This window comes from Mangrovicoccus ximenensis (assembly GCF_003056725.1).
In the GTDB taxonomy this organism is placed as follows: Bacteria; Pseudomonadota; Alphaproteobacteria; order Rhodobacterales; family Rhodobacteraceae; genus Mangrovicoccus; species Mangrovicoccus ximenensis.
Window position 1 is genome coordinate 25,763 of sequence record NZ_QBKZ01000014.1, and the last position, 22,354, is coordinate 48,116.

The 22,354-nt window shown below is 66.0% G+C and carries 17 protein-coding genes and 5 pseudogenes; 16 read left to right on the top strand and 6 right to left on the bottom strand.

Annotated features, from left to right (window positions below; all coding sequences use genetic code 11):
- Nucleotides 1-339: 339 nt before the first annotated feature.
- A complete protein-coding gene (locus tag C7T91_RS35790) occupies nucleotides 340-741 on the bottom strand; it encodes a hypothetical protein (protein ID WP_236638241.1) in 402 nt (133 codons plus the stop codon).
- Between C7T91_RS35790 and C7T91_RS14280 the strand changes: the two genes are divergently transcribed.
- The 7 genes from C7T91_RS14280 (at nucleotide 740) to C7T91_RS14310 (ending at nucleotide 7,848) form a co-directional block, all read left to right on the top strand.
- Entirely contained in the window at nucleotides 740-1,822 is a 1,083-nt protein-coding gene (locus C7T91_RS14280; RefSeq protein ID WP_236638242.1) for a tannase/feruloyl esterase family alpha/beta hydrolase, read from the top strand. The genes C7T91_RS35790 and C7T91_RS14280 overlap by 2 nt on opposite strands.
- A gap of 728 nt (nucleotides 1,823-2,550) precedes the next feature.
- Complete coding sequence (locus C7T91_RS14285) at nucleotides 2,551-3,588, top strand: ABC transporter substrate-binding protein (RefSeq protein ID WP_161555904.1); 1,038 nt, start codon at nucleotides 2,551-2,553, stop codon at nucleotides 3,586-3,588.
- 7 nt (nucleotides 3,589-3,595) lie between these two features.
- Nucleotides 3,596-4,381, top strand: coding sequence for an ABC transporter ATP-binding protein (locus tag C7T91_RS14290; protein WP_108259837.1), 786 nt, complete (start codon nucleotides 3,596-3,598; stop codon nucleotides 4,379-4,381).
- A gap of 14 nt (nucleotides 4,382-4,395) precedes the next feature.
- Nucleotides 4,396-5,217: an ABC transporter permease gene (locus C7T91_RS14295; RefSeq protein WP_161555905.1), complete on the top strand. Its 822-nt coding sequence runs from the start codon at nucleotides 4,396-4,398 to the stop codon at nucleotides 5,215-5,217.
- A gap of 20 nt (nucleotides 5,218-5,237) precedes the next feature.
- A complete protein-coding gene (locus tag C7T91_RS14300) occupies nucleotides 5,238-6,212 on the top strand; it encodes a polysaccharide deacetylase family protein (protein ID WP_108259839.1) in 975 nt (324 codons plus the stop codon).
- On the top strand, nucleotides 6,209-7,084 hold the full coding sequence (locus tag C7T91_RS14305; protein WP_108259840.1) for an NAD-dependent epimerase/dehydratase family protein: 876 nt from the start codon (nucleotides 6,209-6,211) through the stop codon (nucleotides 7,082-7,084). Before C7T91_RS14300 ends, C7T91_RS14305 begins: the two co-directional genes overlap by 4 nt.
- A gap of 14 nt (nucleotides 7,085-7,098) precedes the next feature.
- A complete protein-coding gene (locus tag C7T91_RS14310) occupies nucleotides 7,099-7,848 on the top strand; it encodes an SDR family NAD(P)-dependent oxidoreductase (RefSeq protein ID WP_108259841.1) in 750 nt (249 codons plus the stop codon).
- Here C7T91_RS14310 and C7T91_RS14315 read toward each other — a convergent pair.
- Nucleotides 7,838-8,632 (bottom strand): IclR family transcriptional regulator, encoded by a 795-nt coding sequence (locus C7T91_RS14315; protein WP_161555906.1) that lies wholly within the window; start codon nucleotides 8,630-8,632, stop codon nucleotides 7,838-7,840. The two genes, C7T91_RS14310 and C7T91_RS14315, sit on opposite strands and share 11 nt — an antisense overlap.
- A 329-nt stretch (nucleotides 8,633-8,961) precedes the next feature.
- On the opposite strand from C7T91_RS14315, the pseudogene C7T91_RS33560 reads away from it, so the two are divergent.
- Nucleotides 8,962-9,178, top strand: a pseudogene (locus C7T91_RS33560) (IS21 family transposase); the annotation flags it as partial.
- A 59-nt stretch (nucleotides 9,179-9,237) separates the two neighbouring features.
- Here C7T91_RS33560 and C7T91_RS14320 read toward each other — a convergent pair.
- A pseudogene (locus C7T91_RS14320) lies at nucleotides 9,238-9,783 on the bottom strand (hypothetical protein); the annotation flags it as partial.
- Nucleotides 9,784-11,406: 1,623 nt separating this feature from the next.
- On the opposite strand from C7T91_RS14320, the gene C7T91_RS14330 reads away from it, so the two are divergent.
- From C7T91_RS14330 to C7T91_RS14340, 4 genes are all read left to right on the top strand, one after another.
- Nucleotides 11,407-12,933 carry a TRAP transporter substrate-binding protein gene (locus tag C7T91_RS14330; RefSeq protein WP_161555908.1) on the top strand — a complete coding sequence of 509 codons (1,527 nt, stop codon included), beginning with the start codon at nucleotides 11,407-11,409 and terminating at the stop codon, nucleotides 12,931-12,933.
- 3 nt (nucleotides 12,934-12,936) lie between these two features.
- Nucleotides 12,937-15,489, top strand: coding sequence for an EAL domain-containing protein (locus C7T91_RS14335; RefSeq protein WP_108259845.1), 2,553 nt, complete (start codon nucleotides 12,937-12,939; stop codon nucleotides 15,487-15,489).
- A 402-nt stretch (nucleotides 15,490-15,891) separates the two neighbouring features.
- A complete protein-coding gene (locus tag C7T91_RS31625) occupies nucleotides 15,892-16,524 on the top strand; it encodes a PLP-dependent aminotransferase family protein (protein ID WP_145962885.1) in 633 nt (210 codons plus the stop codon).
- A 139-nt stretch (nucleotides 16,525-16,663) separates the two neighbouring features.
- Complete coding sequence (locus tag C7T91_RS14340) at nucleotides 16,664-16,855, top strand: hypothetical protein (RefSeq protein ID WP_108259846.1); 192 nt, start codon at nucleotides 16,664-16,666, stop codon at nucleotides 16,853-16,855.
- An 815-nt stretch (nucleotides 16,856-17,670) separates the two neighbouring features.
- Here the strand turns inward: C7T91_RS14340 and C7T91_RS32595 are convergent.
- The 3 genes and pseudogenes from C7T91_RS32595 to C7T91_RS14350 form a co-directional block, all read right to left on the bottom strand.
- Complete coding sequence (locus tag C7T91_RS32595; protein ID WP_161555909.1) at nucleotides 17,671-17,838, bottom strand: hypothetical protein; 168 nt, start codon at nucleotides 17,836-17,838, stop codon at nucleotides 17,671-17,673.
- 324 nt (nucleotides 17,839-18,162) lie between these two features.
- Nucleotides 18,163-18,582, bottom strand: a complete 420-nt coding sequence (locus C7T91_RS14345; protein WP_108259847.1) for a PH domain-containing protein — start codon at nucleotides 18,580-18,582, stop codon at nucleotides 18,163-18,165.
- A 384-nt stretch (nucleotides 18,583-18,966) separates the two neighbouring features.
- A pseudogene (locus C7T91_RS14350) lies at nucleotides 18,967-19,818 on the bottom strand (IS1634 family transposase); the annotation flags it as partial.
- A 77-nt stretch (nucleotides 19,819-19,895) separates the two neighbouring features.
- On the opposite strand from C7T91_RS14350, the pseudogene C7T91_RS14355 reads away from it, so the two are divergent.
- The 4 genes and pseudogenes from C7T91_RS14355 to C7T91_RS32600 form a co-directional block, all read left to right on the top strand.
- A pseudogene (locus C7T91_RS14355) lies at nucleotides 19,896-20,303 on the top strand (integrase core domain-containing protein); the annotation flags it as partial.
- 210 nt (nucleotides 20,304-20,513) lie between these two features.
- The gene (locus tag C7T91_RS14360; protein WP_161555910.1) at nucleotides 20,514-21,311 is read left to right on the top strand and encodes a glycosyltransferase domain-containing protein; all 798 of its coding nucleotides are present in this window, start codon (nucleotides 20,514-20,516) and stop codon (nucleotides 21,309-21,311) included.
- A 303-nt stretch (nucleotides 21,312-21,614) separates the two neighbouring features.
- Complete coding sequence (locus C7T91_RS35795) at nucleotides 21,615-21,806, top strand: hypothetical protein (RefSeq protein WP_145962886.1); 192 nt, start codon at nucleotides 21,615-21,617, stop codon at nucleotides 21,804-21,806.
- Between the two features lie 411 nt (nucleotides 21,807-22,217).
- Nucleotides 22,218-22,331: pseudogene (locus C7T91_RS32600) on the top strand (IS3 family transposase); the annotation flags it as partial.
- Between the last annotated feature and the right edge of the window lie 23 nt (nucleotides 22,332-22,354).

Here is a 22,354-nt window from a genome sequence, read left to right on the forward strand (position 1 = left end):
AAGGTCCGCTCCACCAGACTTGCAACTCGGGGCGAAGGGCTCGTTTGGGCTGGCTCAGGGCGCCGCCGCACCAGAGAACGAACGGCCGCCAAAGACTGTCTCTGATCGGCCCTCCGCCCGGTACGGATCTCAAAATTGGGCTGCGCGGAACCCACCACTTGGCAAGGTCGCGCAGCAGGTTCCTTTTCATCCAAGATCACCTCCACTTCCGCGAAACGGTCTTAACTACACTTAACGCATTGATATAAGGTCATTCATGGACGAAAGAGCGGAGCGCGGCGCAGAACTTCCTGCGCCACGTTGACGGAATTCCCGCACCCGCAGATCGCTGATGCCCTGCTATTGCATCGCCTCCTCCCGCGCCCGGATGGTCACGACGACGAGGAACGCGGCCAGACGGATCGTCGACATATGCCCCACGCCCGCACGCAGTCCCGTCCGCAGACCGCGCTTCCGCCCCGGGTCGCCGATAACCGTCAACTTCAGCGGAGGCTTGCGCGCCTGCAAGTCCCGTTCGGCCCCCGGGAGCTCATCCGCGGGCACCTGCACCGCGAAGAGCCCCGCGAGCTGCGGCACCAGCTCCAGCCAGCCCGCCACCGCCCGCCAGCTGCGGAACGCCAGATCCGGGCGGTCCGGCCGTGACAAGTCGAGGAGCCTCAGGCTCCAGTCCCCGGCCCGGTCCGGCGGGTTCTGCGGCATCCTCGGCCGCGCCGATGGCGGCGCCTCCTGGGTGAACGCCATGCGGCCGGGGCTGGAGCGCGGCTACGCCACCGCGACCTCGGACAGCGGCCATCTCGGCCTCTCGGTGACGGATGCGAGCTGGGCCGAGGCCAATCCCGGCGCCGAGCGCGACTGGGGCTGGCGCTCGATCGACGAGACCAACCGCGTCGCCAACATCCTGGTCGAGGCCTTCTACGGCGCGCCGGAAACCCGCGCGATCTTCCAGGGCTGCTCGACCGGCGGGCGGATGGCCCATGTCGCCGCCGAGCGCTATCCCGGGATGTTCGACGGCATCATCTCCGGCGCGCCCGCGATGGACTATCCGGGCCTCGTCGGCACCGCGATGTCCTGGCTGCTGCAGGCCAACACCGCGCCCGACGGCAGCCGCATCCTCGGCCCGGAGGAGGCCAGGCTGATCGGCGACGCGGTGATCGAACAATGCGATGCCGCCGACGGCACCGAGGACGGACGGATCGAAGACCCGCGCGCCTGCGAGGTCGACTATTCCGGCCTAGGGCTCAGCGAGGCGCAGCTCGCCACGCTCTCCAAGTGGCGGCAGGGACCCAGGAATGCGGCCGGAGAGCAGCTCTATCCCGGCGGCATCCCCGAAGGGTCGGAGCCGTTCTGGTGGCTCTGGCTCACCGGCAAGGACGGCGCGGCCAGCCTGGCCGAGGGCTTCGCCACCGGCTTCACCCGGCACATGGCCTTCGATCCGGACCCGGGCGCGGGCTATTCGCCGCTCGATTTCGACTTCGAGACCGACCCGGCGCGGATGGCGGCGGCGGCCGCGACCTATAACGGCGACAGCGCGGACCTCGCGGCCTTCCGCGCGGCGGGCGGCAAGATGATCGTCTATCACGGCTGGGCCGATGCGATCGTGACGCCCTACAAGACGGTCGACTGGTACCGGAAGGCGGCCGGGAAGGCGGGGACCGAGGCGGCGCTGAACGAAAACGTGAAGCTCTTCATGATCCCGGGGCTCGACCATTGCGGCATCCTGCCGGGGCCCGATGGCGTGAACTGGTCCTCCCTCGACCCGATGACCCCGCTGGAGGCCTGGCTCGACGGCGGCCCTGCGCCAGAGACCATCATGGCCGAGTAACGCCGCGTCCTGCCCGCCGGCATCGACCCGCCGGCGGGCCTTCCTTGCCCATGATCCTGGCAAGGGTCCATGGTCCGCTTCTGCGCCGAAGCGTTGCCGCTGCCGGGCGTGCAAGCCAGGCGGCCGCGAGATCGGCAGCTGTTTCGGATGGGCGCCCGGCTAGGGCGGTGCTCCAGCGCGGACGGCCTTGACCTCGGGCGCCACGCCGCATCCGCGGCAGCTCCGGCAGCGGCCAAGCCACTCGGCCGCGGAACGGTCCCTGCGCGTCGCGAGCCGGTCCGCGGCCAACGGCAACATGAGCCAGACGTCATGGCAGAAGCCCGGCGGCCGCTTGATCCGGCCCGGGCAAAGGGCAAACCTGCTTTCCCGGGTCTGCGCAGAAGAGGACGGCTTCCCTCTCCGTCCGCCCCGCCCGGTCCTTTCCGGGTCACCTTGGCACAAGTGCCCTCAGCCCCGGCTTCCTGTCCCATCATCAATGCCTCGCCGCATTTTGCCTGGCCGCCGCTGCGACCGGAAAAATTCGCGCGGTCCGGACTGCAGCGGCCGACGCGCAGCATGGCCGCATGTGCAAAGAGCATAAAGTTTGCACATTTCAATCAAGAACAGAGTATTTTCCGGGCATCACGACGGCCGGCATCGCGAAACTTGCCGACGGAAGCCATTCGGTGTTGAGAACGACGTTCTCTCCGCAGAATGATGATCCCTATCAAGAACAGGGATCTTACAGAATGCACCCGCTGAACATGAACCGCCGCACCATGCTCCGCAGTCTCGCCGCCGCAGGCGCCGCGACGGCCTTCCCGGCCCTCGGCCACGCAAAGGACGGGCCGCTCGAGGTCCGGTCGGTCGAAGTCATCAGTGTCCGGGACCCCCAGCATTCCGGGCAGCTCGCGCTGGCGCTGGAGAACGGCTTCTTTGCGGACGAGGGGCTCGACGTGACGCCGAACTACACGGTCAACGGGCCGGACCTGCCGAGCCTCGCCGCGAGCGGCCGCATCCAGGTCCTGTTTTCCGCCATGGAGCAGGTCGCGTCGCTGCGCCTGCGCGGCCTCGATTTCCGCTGGATCATGAAGCTGTCCGACATCTCGAATACCCAGGGCGTGGTCATCGGGAACAAGTCCGGCATCGCAAGCCCGTCCGACCTGGCCGGCAAGCGGGTGGGCATGTACGCGGGCGCCTCCGTGGAGCTGGCCATCGAAAACATGTGCAAGGCGCATGGCGTGGATTTCGCCTCTCTCGACTTCATCAACATGGAGCCGCCGGAACAGGCGATTGCCCTGATGCAGGGCGACATCGACGTCATGGCCTGCTGGGAGCCCTATGTCTCCAACGCGGCGCGCAGCGGCGGGCGCCTCTACTTCACCGGCAGCAAGTCCTACATCGAGGACGCCGGGACGGCCCGGGACGTGAACTGGCTGTACCTGGCGACCGGCCTGACGACCTCCGGCGCGTTCCTCGACGAGGCGCCCAACACGCTCAAGGCGATCATGCGGGCGATGATGCGCGCCAACGAGATCATCATCAACGACCCGGCCGCTGCCGTGGACCCGATTGCTCGGGGCCTCGGAATTCCGTCAGACGGGCTCGAAGCCATCCTGAAGGCCAACGATTACCGTCCCGATCTCGACCAGCGGCTCGCCGCAGGCTACCCGGATTACATCAACTGGGCGGTCGATCGCGGTTTCCTCGGCGATTTCGTGCCGCTCAACGACATCGTCGACACGGCCCTCCTGTCCGAGATCGCACCCGGCGCGGTGAAGATCTGAGGCGGTCATGACGGCACAGATCTGCATCGAGGACGTGACCAAGGCCTTTCCGGGGCGGAACGGGAGCGCGGCCTTCACCGCGCTCTCGGGCATTTCCCTCGACATCCCCGCAAACGAGTTCGTCTGCCTGCTGGGGCCGAGCGGCTGCGGCAAGTCCACCCTGCTCGGGCTGGTCGCCGGCCACGAAAAGGCGACGTCGGGCGGCATCGCCGTCGGCGGCCGCCCGGTCAACGGCCCCGCAGCCGAGCGCGGCATGGTGTTCCAGCAATACGCGCTCTTTCCCTGGTATACCGTGGAGCAGAACGTCCGGCTCGGGCTGAAGGTCAAGGGGCTGTCCAGAGCCGAACAGGCCGGGCAGGCCGAGCGGATGCTGCGCGCGGTGAACCTGTGGGAGCATCGCGGCAAGTTCCCGCGCGAGCTGTCGGGCGGCATGAAGCAGAGGGCCGCCATCGCGCGCACGCTGGCCATCGATCCGGACGTGCTGCTGATGGACGAACCCTTCGGCGCGCTCGACGAACAGACGCGCAACCGGCTCCAGGACGAGCTGCTGTCGATCTGGCAGCGCAGCCGCAGGACGGTCGTCTTCGTGACCCACAGCGTGCAGGAGGCCGTCACCCTGGCTGACCGCGTCGTGGTCATGGGCCGCGACAAAGGCAGGATCGTGGCCGATCTGCGCATTGCGCTGGACCGCCCACGCGACCGGATGGGCGCGGAGTTCGTCGAGGCCGAGCGCGAGGTCAGCGCCGCCCTCGAACGGGCGGAAGCCTCTGTTCCGGCCGGCAGGGCCGCATGACCAGGAGGGCTGACATGGCATCGCATACCGACATTCCCGGCACCGGGCGCCCGCTCGTGCCGCTTGCCCGCCTGCGCGGCCTGCGCATCCCGCCCAAGGCCGCGACGCTGATCGCGGTGATCGCCGCCTGGCAGGCACTGGCCATCCTCAACGGGCACTGGCAGTTCTACAACGCGACCCTGGTGCCATCGCCCGGCGGCATCGTCGCGGCCACCATCGAGCTGTGGCGCGAAGGCACGCTCTGGACCCACCTCTCGGCCTCCTGCCTCCGGGTTCTGCGCGGCATGGCGCTGGCGGTTCCGATGGCCGTGATCATGGCCTATCTCGTGGCGACGCTGAAATGGGCCGAGATCGTGTTCGACCCGATCATCGAGTTCATCCGACCGGTGCCCAGCCTTGCCCTGCTGCCGATCTTCATCGTGTGGTTCGGCATCGGCGAGCTGACCAAGACGATCTTCATCACCTACAGCGCCTTCTTCATCATCTTCGTCGCCACGCTCGAGGCGATACGCGACGTCGATCCCGTGCTCAGGCGCGCGGCCGGCAGCATGGGCATGTCGTCCCGGCAGATGGCCTATCACGTGACCTTCAAGTCGGTGCTGCCGCAGATCATGGTCTCGATCCGGCTGGCACTGGCGACCTCGTGGTTCGTGATCGTCGGGGCGGAGTTCCTCGCCGCCAACGAGGGGCTCGGATATCTCATCAACTTCTCCCGGGTCTGGTTCAAGATCGACACGATGATGGCCGCCGCGGCGATGATCGGGCTTCTGGGCCTGGCCAGCAACTACCTGCTTCTCGCACTCGAACGCCGCCTCTTCGCATGGCGCGAACGCTGACACCTTTCAGGACAAACTTCATGACTTTCGACTACACGCCCTACATCCCCCCCGAGCATGTCGGACCGGGTCCGCGCCGCAACTACACGGGCTATGGCCGCAAGGGCCTCAAGGTCAGCTGGCCCGGCGGCAAGAAGGTCGCTCTGGCGCTGGTGGTGAACTACGAGACCGGGGCCGAGCGCTCCTGGGCCAACGGCGACCGCCGCAACGACCGGATCTTCGAATTCCCCTACGATCTGGATCCGCAGTACCGCGACCTGGCAACCGAGGCGGTGTCGGAATACGGCGGCCGCGCGGGCATCTGGCGCATCCAGCGGATGCTCGACAGCCTCGGCGTGAAATGCACGTTCTCGGCCTGTGCCCTCGCGCTCTACCGCAACCCCGAGGTCGGCGCCTATATCCGGGAGGCCGGCCATGAAGGATCGTCCCACGGCTTCCGCTGGGAAGAAGTCTGGACCATGTCCCGCACCGAGGAAATGGCGCGCATCCGCGCCGCGGTCGAGATCATCCGCGAGACCTGCGGCGAACGCCCCATCGGCTGGCAGACGCGGCACAGCGGCTCGCTCGCGACGCGGGAACTTCTGGTCGAGGAGGGCGGCTTTCTCTACGACTGCGACTCCACCGCGGACGACCTGCCCTTCTATGTCGACGTGAACGGCAGCAATCACCTCGTGCTGCCCTATTCCAGCACCTACAACGACCACCGGTTCATCATCAGCCAGGGCTATTCCAAGCCGCAGGATTTCTTCGATTACTGCAGGGACGGGATCGACTACCTCCGGATGGAAGGCGAGACCCGCCCCAAGATGATGACCATCGGCATTCACGCGCATTGGATGGGCCAGGCGGCGCGGACGGCGGCGCTGCACCGTTTCCTGGAATACTGCCTCGGCTGCGGGGATGTCTGGATCGCCCGGCGGCGCGACATCGCGGAATGGTTCGACAGCCATCATGACGACTTCGTGGCCGCCACCCGGGACGAGCAGGCCGCATGACGGGACGGACGGAACGCCGCCCGGTCGCGCTTGTCACCGGGCATGACGGCTTCATCGGCGCGGCGCTGATGGCGGCGCTGCCCGGGCTCGGCTGGCAGCCGCAGGGTCTGACGGAGCCGGACGGCGCGCCGGTGGACCTGCGCGACGCGCAGGCCGTGACCGGCGCGGTCCTGCGCATCGATCCCGAGATGATCTTCCACATGGGCGGAGTCTCCGGGCCGATGCAGTTCGTGCAGGACGCGCGCACCGTCCTGCGCGTGAACATCGAAGGGACGCAGACCCTGCTCGAAGCGGCCCGCCGCACGCGGGTGCGGCGGATCGTTCTGGCAGGATCGGTTGCGGGCTATGCCACGCCGGGGCCGTCGGGCCCGGAGCCGGACAACGTCTACGGCATCACCAAGCGCGTGGCGGAGCTGCAGGCGCATCTCTGGGCGCGGCAGACCGGGCGCGAGGCAACCGTCCTGCGGATCGGCTCCGTCTACGGCCCCGGACGGCTCTCGGCCAATCCGATGCACGAGATGGTATCGCAGGCGCAGCGCTCCGGGCGGATCCGGGTCGCGCCGCATCTCATGGAGCCCTGCATCGACATCCGCAGCTGCGCCGCGCTGATCGCCCGCCTGGCCAATGTGCCGGTTCTGCGGCCGCGCTATGACGTGGTGGCGGACCGTCCAGCGGCCGAACAGGTGGCCTCCATCATTGCGGAGCTGACCGGCGCGCAGGTCGAGATTTGCCCTGGCCCCGGCCCCGGGGCTCCCGCCTTCCCCGAGGCTTTCGATGCGGCTCCGCTGGTGCAAGATACGGAAATGTCCGCCGTGCTGTCGCTGCGGGACGGGCTGAAGGCGCTGACAGATGCGGCCGAGCTGGCCGGCTAGAAGGAATTGCATCCATGCAGATCGAAGGAAAGCGTGCCGTCATCACCGGCGCGGCAGGCGGCATCGGCCGCGCCATTGCCGCGCTCTACCTGCGCGAGGGCGCGCAGGTGTTCCTTGTGGACCGCGACGCGGCACGGCTCGAGGCGGCCGTCTCGGAACTCGGCGGCGGCCGGAGCGGCAAGGTGCAGGGCCTCGCGATCGACGTCACCCAGGAGCAGGCCGTCGCCGACATGGCGGCGGCGGCGGAGACGGCGTTCGGCGGCATCGACATATTGGTGACCTGTTCCGGCGCGATCTCCGAAACCGAGATCGAAAAGATGTCCCTCGCGGAATGGCGGGACATCATGAGCGCCAATCTGGACTCGGTGTTCCTCGCCTGCCGGGCGGTCCTGCCGGTGATGAAGCGGCAGGGCGCAGGCCGCATCGTCACGGTTTCGAGCCAGATCGGCCAGCGCGGCGCCCCGCGCTTCACCCATTACGCCGCTTCGAAGGCCGGCGTCATCGGCTTCACCAAGGCGCTCGCGCGCGAGGCCGCGCCACATGGCATCCTGGTGAACTCGGTCGCGCCGGGACCGGTCCTGACCGCCTTCAACAGGGACCTGCGCCCGGAGACGCTCGACGGAACGGAGGCGGCGCTTCCGCTCGGCCGAGCCGCGCAGCCCGAAGAGATCGCCGGCGCGGCGCTTCTGCTGGCGTCGTCACCTCATGGCGATGTCTTTGTCGGCCAGACGCTCGGCCCCAACTGCGGCGACGTCATGCCGTAGCGCTTTCGGCAAGGCTTGCCCTCGGAAAGTCCGGGGGCAGGATGCTGCCGAACAGGTCGTGGATCCGCGTGACGCAGTCCACGAGCGCCCGTGCGATCTGCTCCTCCCGCGGCGCGACGGTCTCCGTCCGGCCAACGCAGTCGAAGATGAAGCGCACGCGTCCGTCCGTCCCGAAGATCGGCAGCGCCATGGCCATGATCCCGTCGGTGAACTCGCCGACGCTCCGGGCGTAGCCGCGCTCGCGGGTGGCCCGTATTGCCATGCGCGCGTCGTTGGCGCCGGTTGCCGTGCTCGCGGTATAGGACTTCAGCGTCGCAATGCTGAACCAGGAGTCGATCTCGTACTCCCGCTGCCACCCGAGATAGGCGCGCATGTGCGCGGTCGCGTCCGGCGGCAGGCGGTAGCCCGAGGGATAGGAAATCCTGAGGTCATCGGCGGCGCTGATCTGGTCGAGAACCAGAAAGGAGTGATCGGCCAGAGGCTCCGACAGCACGCAGGAAACGCCTGCGCGCAGGGTGAACTCCTCCATGAACGGGCGGATCGCCGAATGATCCAGGCGCTGCTGCATCATCGACGACAGGTCGCGGCCGATGCCGTGATGCAGCTCGTAGGTATGCGAAGTCTGGTCGAAGCGCAGCCAGTCGAAATGGGTCAGCGTCTTGAGAAGGCCGTGGCAGTGGCTCTTGCTGATGTCCAGCCGCTGCGCCAGCTCCGCGAGGGTCAGCGGGGACTGGGCGGCATTCAGGCACCGCAGCAGGCGGATGCCTTTCTGCAATGCGGGCACCAGAGATTTCTCCGCGCTGGAGACAGGCTCCTGCAGGTGCCCCTGCAAGCGGTGCTGTCCGGTTGCTTCCCTTTCGAGACTCTCGAATTTTTCTCCGCTCGGAGCGCGGTTCGTCATGCAGGAAACCTAAACCATACTTGGGACACCGCGTTCACTCTAGAGAACTCCGGTCTTCATGGAAAGCGGCAACGGCTCCCGGCCAAGGCGGGTGAGAACGGCGGTGCAAAAATTAGTCCACGGTGGCGCCGGGACAGTCCTGCTGCGGGCGGCGCAAAAACCGGCCACTTTGCTCTTCTTGCGGCGGTAGGGAGGGCGTGGAGATCTATACCGTGGAGTTATATCGAAACGTCCGTCTGGCCTGCGCCGACGGCGTGAGCAAGCGGGCGGCAGCAGCCCCTTTCAACATCTCTCATGATACGGTGGAGAAGGCCTTGGCCTTCTCGGTGCCGCCTGGCTATCGGCGAACGGCGCCGATCAAGCGGCCGAAGCTGGATGGGTATCGATGCGTGGCGAGATGGCGACAAGACGGTGCATCGCAAGCAGCGGCAGGTGCTGTTGCACAAATCAGCTAAGGGCCAGCGTTCCCCGTTCCCCCGACACACTTGTCCCAGGGCCACAGTGACCGGGATGCCGAGGGCCGTGAAGCGGTTGAGTACGGCCGCACGGATCTGAACTTCGGCAGCCTGGCGATCGAAGTCCCGCTACGTCAGCCGCTGGCCAAGCAGCTTCACGCAGGTCATTCAATCGCCGGGGAAAAGGTCCCCCGGACCTTTTCCGGTTCCGGCTCATATCTCCACCCTGCTGCGGCGGTGGTAGCCGCTCCAGTTCCGCCAGAGTGCCCGGCCCAGGTGCTTCGATGCCCGCAGGATCTCGTTGCGCGCCCGGGCGCCTGCGGTGTCCGGCTTCCAAGGCCTGGCGTTTCGGCGGGGCGGAAGTGAGGAGGCTCAGCAAAAGGTCCGGGGGACCTTTTGCCCGACGAACCGCAGCCGCTCCTCGGCCCGCGATGGCGTCATGGCAGGCGCGCGTGTCGCAGGCGCCGCCGGCGGTGCTCGAACCGGTGGCGCAGCCGCTGGCAACCCGGCCGTGACCGCGGCGATCTCCTGATCCGGGCCGATCTGCTTCAGGAGTTCCGGCAGCAGCATCCCTCGCCCGAACCGGGCGCGGTCGAGGAGGCCTATGACGCTGCGCTGAAGGAGATGCTCGCGGCGCGGCTGGAGGGCTGCGTGCCCGACGCCTCCGCGATCGCGCGGCTCTGGGCGGAGAACCTGGCCTACCGGATCGGCGTGACCTGCGGGCGCGGGGACCGGCTGTCGCAGCTCCAGATCACCTTCGCCCGGATCTGGCATGCCTGCGGCTGGAGCGAAGAGAAGATAGCGGCGAAGCTCGACGGCGTCGACCGCCGCCGCGCCAGCCCGAAGCAGGTCCGCCGCCTCCTCGCGGGAAAGACCTATGCCGATGTCCCGACCCTGATGCCCGGCAGTGCGGGACATGCCGGCCGCTGATCCGGGCAGCCAAATCCAGTCACATCGGCCTTGCCGATGCCGCGGACAGCGAGCGCGGCGCAGAAGATCCGGCACCGCCCTGGACGCGTGCCGCGCCGATCAAGGTGAAGGGGCCTGCGTGTCCGGGAGCGCGCCATCCGGCATCATGTCCCTGATTTTCTGCAGCTCCCGGCCATCCAGGACAGGCGCGGCGCAGAACCTTCGCCGCCGCCATGACGGAATTCCCGCAGCATCGGCTCGGACAGATCATGATCCGGATCCAGCCATGGAAGACTGCCCCCGAGGAAGCCGGAGAAGGCATCTGCGTAGCCGGAACCGCTCCGAAGCACCGCAACCCTTTGAAAAGCATCGATTGACCGCGCGGCCAAACGAGCGCGGCGCAGAACTTCCTGCGCCGCGGCGACGGGACTCCGGCAGCCGGAACCGCGGGCCACACCGCCGAACGCGGCTCCGCCCTCCAATTCCGGCCGGCATGTGCCGCCGATCCGTCGGGGATCCCGTGACGCAGAGAGGGAGCGGCACGGCCCGAGGGCCGGAACGGATCACCGACGAGGCAAAAAGGCGGCTGCATGCCCAAGCGCGCGGAGCAGCTGAAATCCAGCAGCATCCGTCACGGCCCCCTCGCCCGTGACGGGAACGGGGCAGCATGGCATCGCGACAATGACGGATGGCAGGCGGCAGCCATCTTCTCCGGAACCTTCAGGCTGGCGGCATCGGCACGGTTCCCTGTATCGCCGTCTCGAGACGGACCTCCACCTTCCTTCCAGCGCAGCCGGCCCCCCAGGACGTGCCGTTCCCGATCCGCTCGCGGCGGTCCGGGAACCGGGGCTGCTGCCGATCCTCGAGCACGGCGAGATCTTCCGCCAGGAGCCCGACCCCGGCCGCAGCCGCATCGCGCTGCCGGACATCACGGATGCGCGCAGATCGTCCGCCGCATCCAGCGCCATCCCGGCGGAAACGGGTGCCCCGGGAGAAGGAAACTTGCCACCTTCGGCGTCAGGCTCTCTGTCTGGCGTCCCGCTTGCGCGCATCGAAGCGCGCGCAGCCAGGGACCGGGCGGGAAACGGCGTCAACCCGATCGCCATCCACAGTCCTCTCCGCAATTGCGGGCCACCAGCGAGAGGGGCAAGAAGGCGTCCGCATGGCCGGAACCGCTCGGAAAAGCCGTAACACTTTGACAAACATTGATAGCCTGCACGAGCAGACGGGCGCGGCGCAGAACTTCCTGCGCCGCGGTGACGGCCAAGGACGATGCATGATATACCAAGCAAGATGAAGACTCCGGAAACGCGCCGCCAAGCCTGCGGGCTTTCCTGGAGCAGCCGCTCGACCCTCGTCGCAGCATTTTCAGTCCGGTGGCCGGCAGGTGGCGCACGGAAGAGACCTTCCGCCAAGTGCCGGCCAACCGGCAACATCGGCGTTTGCCAGCCGGCCTGCCATGCTCAATGCTGCCGCGCGGCGGGCGTCAGAAGTCCCGCTGTCCTTGGTGCGGCTTCGGACCGTTCGGTCGGGCGTGGCAGCAGCGATGGAATTCCTGACTCCTTGTGCTTGCTTTGCCGGACCGGCCCGGGGACGGGATGTCAGCGGAGGACCATCAAACGTTTCGGGCCAAAGGGGAATAGTTACGATTCTCCGCAACCCAGCCGACAGAAATCGGCGATTAATCCTTCGGGCATAGCCAATGGCCGAGACATGCAGCTCTTCAGACATGTCTGTCCAGGAGGCTTCTTGATGTCCACACTCAAATCTTTACGGAACAAAGCCATTTTACCATTTGCTTTTGGCTTGGCCGGACTCCCTGCGTTCACCGGAGCGGCTTCGCCCGATGCCGAGCGGGTCGAAATCCAGATCGCCTCGACATTTCCGACCGCCATGCCGATCCTCGGGAAGGCAGCCACGCGGCTTTCGGAACTCGTGGAAACCATGTCAGGCGGCGATCTCCTTCTCGTGCCGCACGAACCGAACACGCTGGTGCCTGCCGCGGAAACGGTGAACGCGGTCGCCGATGGCCGCGTCGGCGGGGCTTGGGCCGGAGCCGGCTGGTTTGCGGGCCGCGATGGCGCGTTCAACATGTTCTCGAGCTTCCCCTTCGGTCCCGGCATGGGCGAGTACCTCGCCTGGATGTATCATGGAGGCGGGCTGGAAATGGCGCGCGAGATGTTCGCCGAATACGGGGTCTACAACATTCCCTGCGGCATGATTCCACCCGAAGCCTCCGGTTGGTTCCAGCGGGAAATTCAATCGGTCGAAGATCTCGACGGGCTGAGGATGCGCTTCTTCGGCCTCGGCGCGCAGGTCATGCAGCGGTTCGGCGTCGAGACCAGGCAGATCGCGCCTGGCGACATCCTGACGGAGATCCGGGAGGGCCGCCTCGATGCCACCGAGTTCTCGCTTCCGGCCATGGACCGCCCGCTGGGGTTCCAGAGCGAGTTGAAGTACTATTACTTCCCGGGCTGGCACCAGCAGGCGACCTTGTTCGATCTGTACTTCTCGCTGCCCGTCTGGAACGGGCTTTCGCCCGCGCATCAGGAAATGGTCGAAACCGCCTGCAGTGACATGATCCGGGGCATGATCGCCGAAGGCGAGGCGCTGCAATGGCAGGCCATGCAGGAGATGCGGGCCGAAGGCGTCGAACTGCGCCGCTGGCCGGCCGAGATCCTCGTCGCCTTCGAAGATGCCTGGCTCGACATCGTCGACGAGCAGGCGGCAGCAAACCCGAATTTCGCCCGGGTCTGGGAATCCTACGACAATTTCCGGCAGAATTACGAGATCTGGAAGCATTTCAGCTTCCTTCAGTGACGCATGGGCAAAGGCGGGCATCATCGGGAAAGCGAGGCCCCGCCGATCGGCGGCTCCGGCGGATTCGGGCCCGCCAGCATCCGGACACGGCTGGGCCTCGCCTTCGCGCTCTTCCTCCTGCTGCTTGGCAGTTCCGGCCTGTTCAGCCTGCGCCAGATCGGAATGATCGGAGACGCCGCGCGGGACTTGCATGATGTTGCGCTTCCCCGGGTCCTGGCAGTCAACGACATCTCCAGCGCGCTGACCACGCATTCTCTTCTGGCGAAGCGTCGCGTGCAGACGACGGATTTCCGCCAGGTGGCTTCGATGGCAGCCACGATGCGCACGGCCGAGGAAGCGTTTGATTCAAAGCTCGGCTTGCTGAAGGCCGATCTGTCAGGCGGTACCGACATCAGCCTGATTGCAGACATCGAGACGCAATGGCAGAGCTACCTCGATAGCTTCTCCAGCGTACTGGAGCTGACCGAACAGGGCAGCCTGCGGCGCGCCCAGTCGAAGCTGGACGGCGAAACCAGGGAGTTGGTCGAGACCCTGTTCCGATCGCTGGAACAGCTCGTCGCGGCCACCCGCGGAGAGACCGACCGCATGGCGATGGCCGTCACTGCCGAACATGCACGGGCCCGGCGGCTCACGCTCGCCGTGCTGGCAACCGGGCTGGCCGCGACCGCCCTGGCCATTGCATGGACCTCCCGTTCGGTCAGCCAGCCGCTCCTCAGAATCAGCGCGGCGATGCGCCAGCTCACCCGCGGCCTGGACGAAACCCGCATTCCCGATCTTTCTGGCCGACGCGACGAGATCGGCGTTCTCGCCCAGGCAGCCGAGGCCTTCCGTGACACCATGATGGAAACCCGGCAGCTGGCGGCCGATCTCGACCAAGAACGCGATCGGCTCAGTTCAACGGTCCGGAACATGCCCTTGGGCCTGTGCATGTTCGACAGCGCAGCGGAACTGGTCATTTGGAACCGGGCCTTCGAGAAGATCTGGCACTGTCCCGCAGGACTGCTGCGCGAAGGGTCGCCGAAGACCAGCGTTCTCGGCGCGATCGCCGAGTTGAACATGGCAGGAGAGGCCCAGACTTTCGCCGACACGATCTTGGGCATGATCGATGCAGGCAAGCCCGCCGCGTCTATCGTCCGGCTGCCCGACGGGCGCAGCGTCTCGGTCATGCTGGAACCGACGCCCGGCGGCTGGATGATGATTTGCGAAGACGTTACCGACCGGGTGGATGCCGAGGACCGCATACGCCGCCTTGCACGGCACGATCCGCTGACCGGGCTGCCCAACCGCCTGTGCTTCCGCGAAACAATCGAGAGCGCTCTGGAAGCAGCCAGCCCGGACCTTCCGGTCGCGATCATGTTCATCGACCTCGACCGGTTCAAGCATGTCAACGACACGCTTGGCCATCCTGTCGGGGACGGCCTCCTGCGCCAGGTGGCCAATCGCCTGACCTGGGCTGCCGGGGAAGGCGACGTGGTGGCACGCCTCGGCGGCGACGAGTTCGCGGTCATCAACCGGGGCCGGAGCCAGCCGGCAGATGCCCTGGCTCTCGGCGACCGCATCATCGAGCAGCTGGTCAGCCCCTTCGACATCGACGGCCATCACGTGCAGATCGGCGGCAGCGTCGGAATAGCCGTGGCGCCGCTTCAAGGCGACACGGCGGATGAGATACAGCGCAATGCCGATCTGGCGCTCTACGCGGTCAAGGAGGCAGGCAAAGGACATTGCCGGGTGTTCGATCCGTCGATGAACGACCGGCAACAGGCTCTTCACGAACTTGAACAAGCATTGCGGGCAGCTCTGGAAGCCGACGCCTTCACTGTAGCCTACCAGCCGCTCTGCGACCTTGCGACAGGCCACATCTGCGGAGCGGAAGCCCTCCTGCGCTGGCATCACCCGCTTCGGGGCGAGATGCCGCCGGCCGAGTTCATTCCGCTGGCCGAAGAGCTTCGCCTCATCAGGCCGATCGGTGCCAAGGTCCTCGGCATGGCCTGCCGGGCTGCTGCGGAGTGGCCCGGTGACATCAAGGTCTCGGTCAACTTGTCGCCGCAGCAGATTCATGACGGCGACATTGCTGCCGAGGTCATGGCGGCGATCGCCGAATCCGGGCTGGACCCGCACAGGCTGGAACTCGAAATCACGGAGGGCGTCCTGCTCCAGGACACCGGCAAGACCCTTTCCTCGCTCCATGCCCTGCGCGATCACGGCATCAGCATCGCGCTGGACGATTTCGGCACGGGCTACTCATCTCTGCGCTATCTGCGCGCCTTTCCGTTCGACCGCGTCAAAATCGACGCAGCCTTTGTCCGGGGCCTCCCCTCGGATACCAGCGCGGCGACCATCATCGAGGCAATCTGCACGCTTTGCAGCAGCTTCGGCATCGCCGTAACCGCGGAAGGGATCGAAACTCCGGATCAGCTCGAATTCGTCCGTGATGCCGGATGCATGATCGGACAGGGCTTCCACTTCGCAAGACCTATGCCGGATACCGATTTCCGGGAATTCCTGCGCCAAAGCACTGGTCCCGTCGGCGGTGACGACTGGCGGCAGCGTGCCTGAAGGACCGAAGCGATCCGGAATGGATCGTGTCCCATCGCTTGGTGTAAGAGGCCGGCCCGCTTGGCCCACCCACAGGGGCGCACTCCAGACCCCTGTCGCTTGTCGAAAAATTCCTAGCGCTTTTCGCCCCCAACTGCAGACAATATTTAAATTGTATGCATTCATTTATCTTGAATGATGAGACAAAATAATTTACGGAAGCCTCAAATGCATGGCAACGGCAACCGCGCCAGCCCATGAAAGGCGTGACACAGGCGGGGCATCATGGTGCGCAACGATGATAGCTTTCGGACCTTGCTTTCCAAGCCGAAGTCGGCGACCGCTGCAAGGCCTTCGCGGAGCTTGAGCCTATCGTGCAGAAATCCGTTTTCCTCGGGCTCGGGTGCCCCTGGCCGCAATTGCATGACAGAAGAGCTCTGCCGGTCTGCGCTCGGCCACGTCATCTACCGGCACAATGATGCCAGTCATCTTGAAGAGCTGATGGCAAGTGCCGGTCCTGACCGGCCGGGGACCGCCGACCTGAAAGGAACTTGCTGCATGGATGGCAGAATTGCGGCGATCGCCGGGACAGGCAACATCTCTGAACGCAAGGGGCGCACCTACACGTTGGCAATCATGGAAAACACGCTTGCCAAGGAAGTCTGGGCGATTGTCATCTTCTTGTTCAAGCCTGCGCGTATTGTCGTTTCGATCCACCGCATAGCGGATGCCATCATCTTCATGTCAGCGCCTTACCTCCGTCCGGCCGGTGGTGTCCTGGCGGCGGCACGCCACGTCCGGGCGCATCCGGAGGGCGCAGCCGCCAAGCGGACAATGCGGCGAAGCTCGAAACCATGTTTCTCTCAAGTGGCCCGCATGTTCCTGCATGCCAAATCAAAACCAGTATGCAATCGCGGAGGAAGGGTGACACGCAAAGGCGTCGCGAGTTCAGCATGCGACTTCTCGAGGTGCACTGAACCCATGCCTAGCCGCGCAGTTATACGAGCTTGTCCGCGAAGTGGAGAAACTCAGGATCACACCGACACGGTTACGTAGCCAGCACCCGACGCGCATTGATGGCGGTGCTTGAAGAAACCGCGCGCACGGTTGGCTGGCTCGCGCGCTCCCACCGCTGCCGCGCATAAGGCAGCGCTTCCCTCGACGGGCGCTGAAACAAGAAGTAAGGAAGCAAACAATGATCTGGGTTCCCATAGTCCTCGGCCTGTTCAAGTTTACCGTTCTAGCCGCGACCATTTTCGTCTCTCTCAAGTCGCACCGCGATGGAGAAAGAGAACAAAAAAGACTGAACGAAGCACGAGGTCAGCATCCCCACGGCGAGCACGTCCCCCATGCCTCCCAGCCCGACCTCAAGAAGGCATCTGCGTGACCGGAACCGCTCCGAAGCACCGCAACCCTTTGAAAAGCATCGATTGCCCGCGCGGCCAAACGAGCGCGGCGCAGAACTTCCTGCGCCGCGGCGACGGGACTCCGGCAGCCGGAACCGCGGGCCACACCGCCAAACGCGGCTCCGCCCTCCAATTCCGGTCGACATGTGCCGCCGATCCGTCGGGGATCCCGTGACGCAGGTAAGCGGTGCATCGGTTCCCCGGATGCGAAGTTGGAGCCTTTCGGCATTGCTTTAAGATCCGCGGCGGACAGCTCAGGCGATCCGGCAGGCTGCGCCGGGCCTGCGGCCGCCGGCCCCGCCCGCGCCGTGTTAGATCCCCGTGGCGCGCCCATTGCCCAGGCGGTCCGCGAAACCCCCGACCTGCTGGCAAATTTCGACAGCGGATACACCAGCTTCGGCATCGCCAGCCTCGGCGGCTATGCCGAAGCGGAAATCTCCCCGGTCGCCACCTCGCCAACCTCGATCTCCGACGCAAGCATGTGGAACGCGCCGTCCCGGATCCAGGCATTCGGCGAGGCCTGGGATCCCTGCGAGCTGCCCGAAGCCGCCACGGCCGAAACCGATGCTTTGGCGGAGGGCTACAGCTTCCTCGCCGAGCCAGACCTGTTCTTCCCGTCATCCTACCGGGAGGGCGACGCCGTCGACGTGCCCGGCTACTTCCTGCGCAGGATCGCGTCGGGACCGGTCGCCCAGGTCTCGGCGCCCGCGGGATGGGGAGGCCTGGCCGCGGCCGGGACCTCGGCGATCCTGTCCCCGGCCTCCCCCTATCTTTGGAACTACGGGACACCGGGCTACTACCTGCAGGGGTCCAGCGCTCCGGCAATGGCGCTCGGCAGCCAGATCCCCTTCGAATCTGTCGGCGGCGCCATCGTGTCCCGCAGGGCCGTCGCAGCGACGACCAGCCTGGGGACCAGCACCGGCTCGGCAAACATCTTCCGGATCGCCTCGATCCGCAGCGTCATCGCGCCATTCGACCTCGACCCTGAAGATCCTCCGCCGGATCCCGAAATTTTCCCCTTCGCGGACGACGCGGCCCTGGCCGGCTACATGCTTGATTTCGGGGGCCCCTTCTCCAGCGGCGGCAGCCGGGAAAGGGACAGCTTCATGCTGATCGAAGCAGGCATTGCCGACCCGGCCGGATCCGGAACCTACGGCACCGATCCCGATCGGGTCTTCACGCTGTTCGGGACATACAACAATTTCGAGACGAACTCCGACAGCGAGGCCATCATCGTGCCGCATACGCTGGAGCAGTTCATCCTTCCGGCTGCGGGCGACCGCCTTGTCTATGCCGCGGGCGATCTCGACGGGCTGGTCTCGGGAACGCCGGACGGGGGCTTCGCGATCGGCTTCCAGCCCGGGGCCAGCCTCGTCGACATGTTCCATGTCGGCGCGGGCCTGCAAGCTGCCTTCACCTCGCCCGGCTTCACCGGCCAGCTGCCCCAGCTGGCCCGGCCGGGCGCGATCCGGTCCTTCCTGCCGGCAAGCTCCTGGACCGGCCTGTTCGAGGAAACGGCAGACCTTTCCGGCCTCACCGCATCACCGGTCATGGTGGTCCACCCGGCCGCACCGATGGTCGACATTTCCGGCCTCGGCACCGCCGCCCCCGGCACGATCACCGGCGATGGTGCCGACAGCCGGATCCTGCAGCTGGATTTCGGGCTCGCCACGGAAGGCGGACGGCAGATCTCCTCGATCTCGGCCACGGTCGGTGCGGTGGACTACAGGCTCTACCTGGAAGAGCAGGCCCGGGGAATATCCCTCGGCGAGCTGGCCTTTGGCGACGCGGCGAACGGGCTCCTGCCCTATTATAGCTACAGCATCGACGCGCTGGTCTCGGCGGGCACGGTCGGATCCTCCTCCGCCGGGGACGGAACCGGCTCGGTCCTGTGGCAGAGCAGCTGGGCCAGCGCGGCAGCAGGCGGCGGCAACCCGCAGCTCGGCAGCGAGGGCGGGCGGCTCGGCTTCTTCCTGATCCAGAACGACGGTACGCCCTCCGACGATATCGCGGCAGCGACCGGCACCGGCCCGGCAGTGCTGGAGGGCGGCCGGGCGCAGCCGCTCGGTCCCGGTGACGGAACAGCGGCGACATTGGCCAGCAGCGCCAGCTTGCCGTCGAAGAGCTCGGCGCGAGCGATCGCGGCTTCGTCGAGGCTCCAGCTGAACAGGTCCGCCTGCAGGTCGGGCTTGATGAAGCGGGTCAGCTCGGCTTCGGCAACCGCCTTGGCGAAACGGCTGTACGTCCCGCGATCAGAGGCACGGCGGCCGCGGGCCGTCCGCCCGGCATCTTGCTGGTCGAGCTTTCCGGCCAGCCGTTCGGCCATCTCCTCGAGTTCGCGGATGCGCGCGCGGCGGCGGTCCGACTGCTCGAGGGCGCGCGCCGGATCATGGGCGACGATCAGCCGGTGCCCGGCGAATTCCGCCTCGGCCAGGCCGTCAGCGTCGAAGGCAAGCGATTGGAATGTTTCGGCCAGCTCGGCGTCGCGCCGGGCGGGCACGGCCAGGATGAACTCCAGCTTGCGGCCGTCCCGGTCGGCCAGCGCGGTCAGCTCGCCGATGTTCTCCTGGCTCAGGAGGCCCCGGCCGGCGACCGGAACCACGCGCTGGACAGGAACGCGCTGGAGCACCGTCTGCAACATGCCCTGCAGCGTCTTCGTCTCCGCCATGTTGCCGGGGTGGACGGTGTGAAGCAGCGGCAGGCCCTCGGCCGGCTGCACGGCGCCGAGCACGAACTGCCGGGCAATCCCGCCGGTTTCCTTGTTCATTCCGAACCCGCGCAGGTCGTCCCCGGCGCGCCCCTCGCCGTGGATGCGGACGGTGGTCAGGTCATGGAAGACGACCGCCAGGTCACGATCGACCAGCGGCCGCATCTGCTTTGCCAGGGCGTCCTCGACGGCGTCAGCATGGTCGATCAGCGCATCCATGGCCCGCAGGAGGTGCTGGCGGAAGCGCGGGCGAAGGGCAAGCTGCTGCCCGAGGCAGACGCCCATGTCGAAGGCTTGACTCTTAGAAGGGCATCAACGGAAGCCCGATGAAAGGCGCGACGATGAAGGCGACGATGGACCGGCTCGGGATAACGGCCTCCTTCAGCCGGCCGCGGGTGAGCAATGACAATCCCTTCTCCGAGGCGCTGTTCCGGACCTGCAAGTACCGGCCCGGCTGGCCGCCGCGCGGCTTTGCCGACATCGAGGCCGCGCGGACCTGGGTCCAGAGCTTCGTCGCCTGGTACAACCGCGAGCACCGCCACAGCGCGATCCGTTTCGTGACGCCCGAACAGCGTCACCGTGGCGAAGAACGAGCTCTCCTGCAAAAGCGCCGCCAAGTCTACGAGCTGGCCCGGGCGGCGCGGCCCGAGCGCTGGTCAGGCGGCACGCGCTGCTGGACCCCGATCGGCTCCGTCTGGCTCAACCCCGAACAGCCCGATGAGATGCCGCGAGGCCATGGGGCTGCCGACGCGCTCGCCAGGGAAGCAGGCGGCGGTGGCCCCGACCGGGAGAATGCGCAGCCTGAAAATAGACAGCGGTGACAACCCCATTGAAAACCACCGCCGGGCCCGGCTGCATAGAATCGACAGAGTAATTTTGTATATATTGGAATGATCTTCCCGCATTCCAATACGAGAGTAAGGATCAGGACCATGGCGGCTTCCCCGCGACGCGTTGTCTACACATGTCTCACCAATGGCTATGACAGGCTCATTCCGCCGGTCGATCCCGTGCCGGGTGTCGACTACGTTCTGTTCACGGATCGCCCGGAGGAAGGACGCGTGAAGGGCTGGACGACCCGGCCGCTCATGGCGCCCGAGGGACTCTCGCCGACGCTGCTCGCCCGGTTTCACAAGTCCATGCCGCACAAGGTGATTCCTGAATATGACGAAGCCCTCTGGGTCGACTCGAACATCTCTCTTACCAGTTCGCTGACACCGTTCTTCGAGGATGTGTTCGGCGGCCCCGAGAACATGATCGTCTTTGCCCATTCGGATCGAGATACCGTGGCCGCAGAGGCGAAGACCATTCTGGCGTCCGGGCGCGCAAAGGCGCTGAACAAGGTCGAAGGCGAGGTTGCGGGCTATTTCGCCGACGGGTTTCCCGATGACCGGGGGTTGATTCATACCGCCGTTCTTGCGCGCCGTCACATGCAGCCCGACGTGATTACAGCAATGGAACTGTGGTGGAAGCTGATGTCAGAAGGCAGCGGTCGCGACCAGCTGTCATTGCCCTACGTGTTCTGGAAGCAGGATCTGACAGTGCGGATGCTGCCGCAGGACTTCACCCTGGGCAGCCCCTATTTCCTGCGCTACCCGCATTGGGCGACATCCGGTCGCCGGGGCCGTGCGCTGGTCTGGGCGGCGCAGCGGCGGCAGCAGGGTCCGCACTGGCGGCTGCTGCATGAGCTGATCACCAGAAGCTACGGCGATAAATCCCCCCATTACTGAGATTCCCCGGGACGACGGTCGCGTCGCGTTTGAGCTTGCCCCCGGATCCCGGACTGGGGCGGTATTCACTATGCGGCCATTGCGGCGGTCATGTCGATCCTTACCCGCGTCCATAACGGAGCCGACCAAGAAACTCGGCCCCTCGTGCAGGGTTTTTGTCACCGTCCTTCGATCTGAAACTATGCAGCGAGGCGGGCAGGACAGGATGACGAGTGGCGTACTCACCGGAACGAAAGGCGGCGGTTCTCGCGAAGATGCTGCCGCCGAACAATGAGCCATGTCGCGCCACTGGTCCGAGCGAGCATGGCGAATGCCTTGAACCGGCTGGCGGTTGAAGAGGGGATCTCGCGGGCGACGCTCGCGAAATGGCGCGCGGAGGCGCGGGCGAAGGGCAAGCTGATGCCCGAAGCCGACGCAAATGTCGAAGGCTGGACGTCGGACGACAGTCGCCGAGGAACGCCATTGGTCCGAGTGACGAGGCGACGGCGGCGCTGAACGAGGCGGAACTGGGCGATTACCAGATCGTCAGCGTTGAAAGTCTTTTAACAACGAAAGTGCCCGGGCACGCCTCGCAACGGCCGCGCATATCCGAGAAGCACACGTGACAACTGTCGCCAGTCAGCGCAAGAATCAACCGGAAGGAGAAAACTCCATGACGCCATATCTCACCGGTCGTATCCGTTTGCGCAGTCACAAGCGGTTGTTCCGTGCCTCTCTCGTTGTTCTGCAAGTCGAAGAGAGCATTCCGCAGAGTCCCGCTTGGCTCATCGACGATCCTGCCGGTACGGTACAACACTGGAGGGATGCACGGCCCGGTGAATTTTACACATTGGTATGTGTTGATGCGCTCAACAAAATCCGGACATCCGACTAAGCTTGCCGACAACGAGTACGCGGACTGACAGCGTGGCTGGCAAACGGAAGAACTACAGCGCCGAGTTCAATGCTAAAGTGGTCTTGGTGGCGATCAGAGGAGATACGACGGTCGCCGAGCTGGTGGCCAAATACTGCGTGCAGGAGCTATGGCTGAAAATGGGTGATGG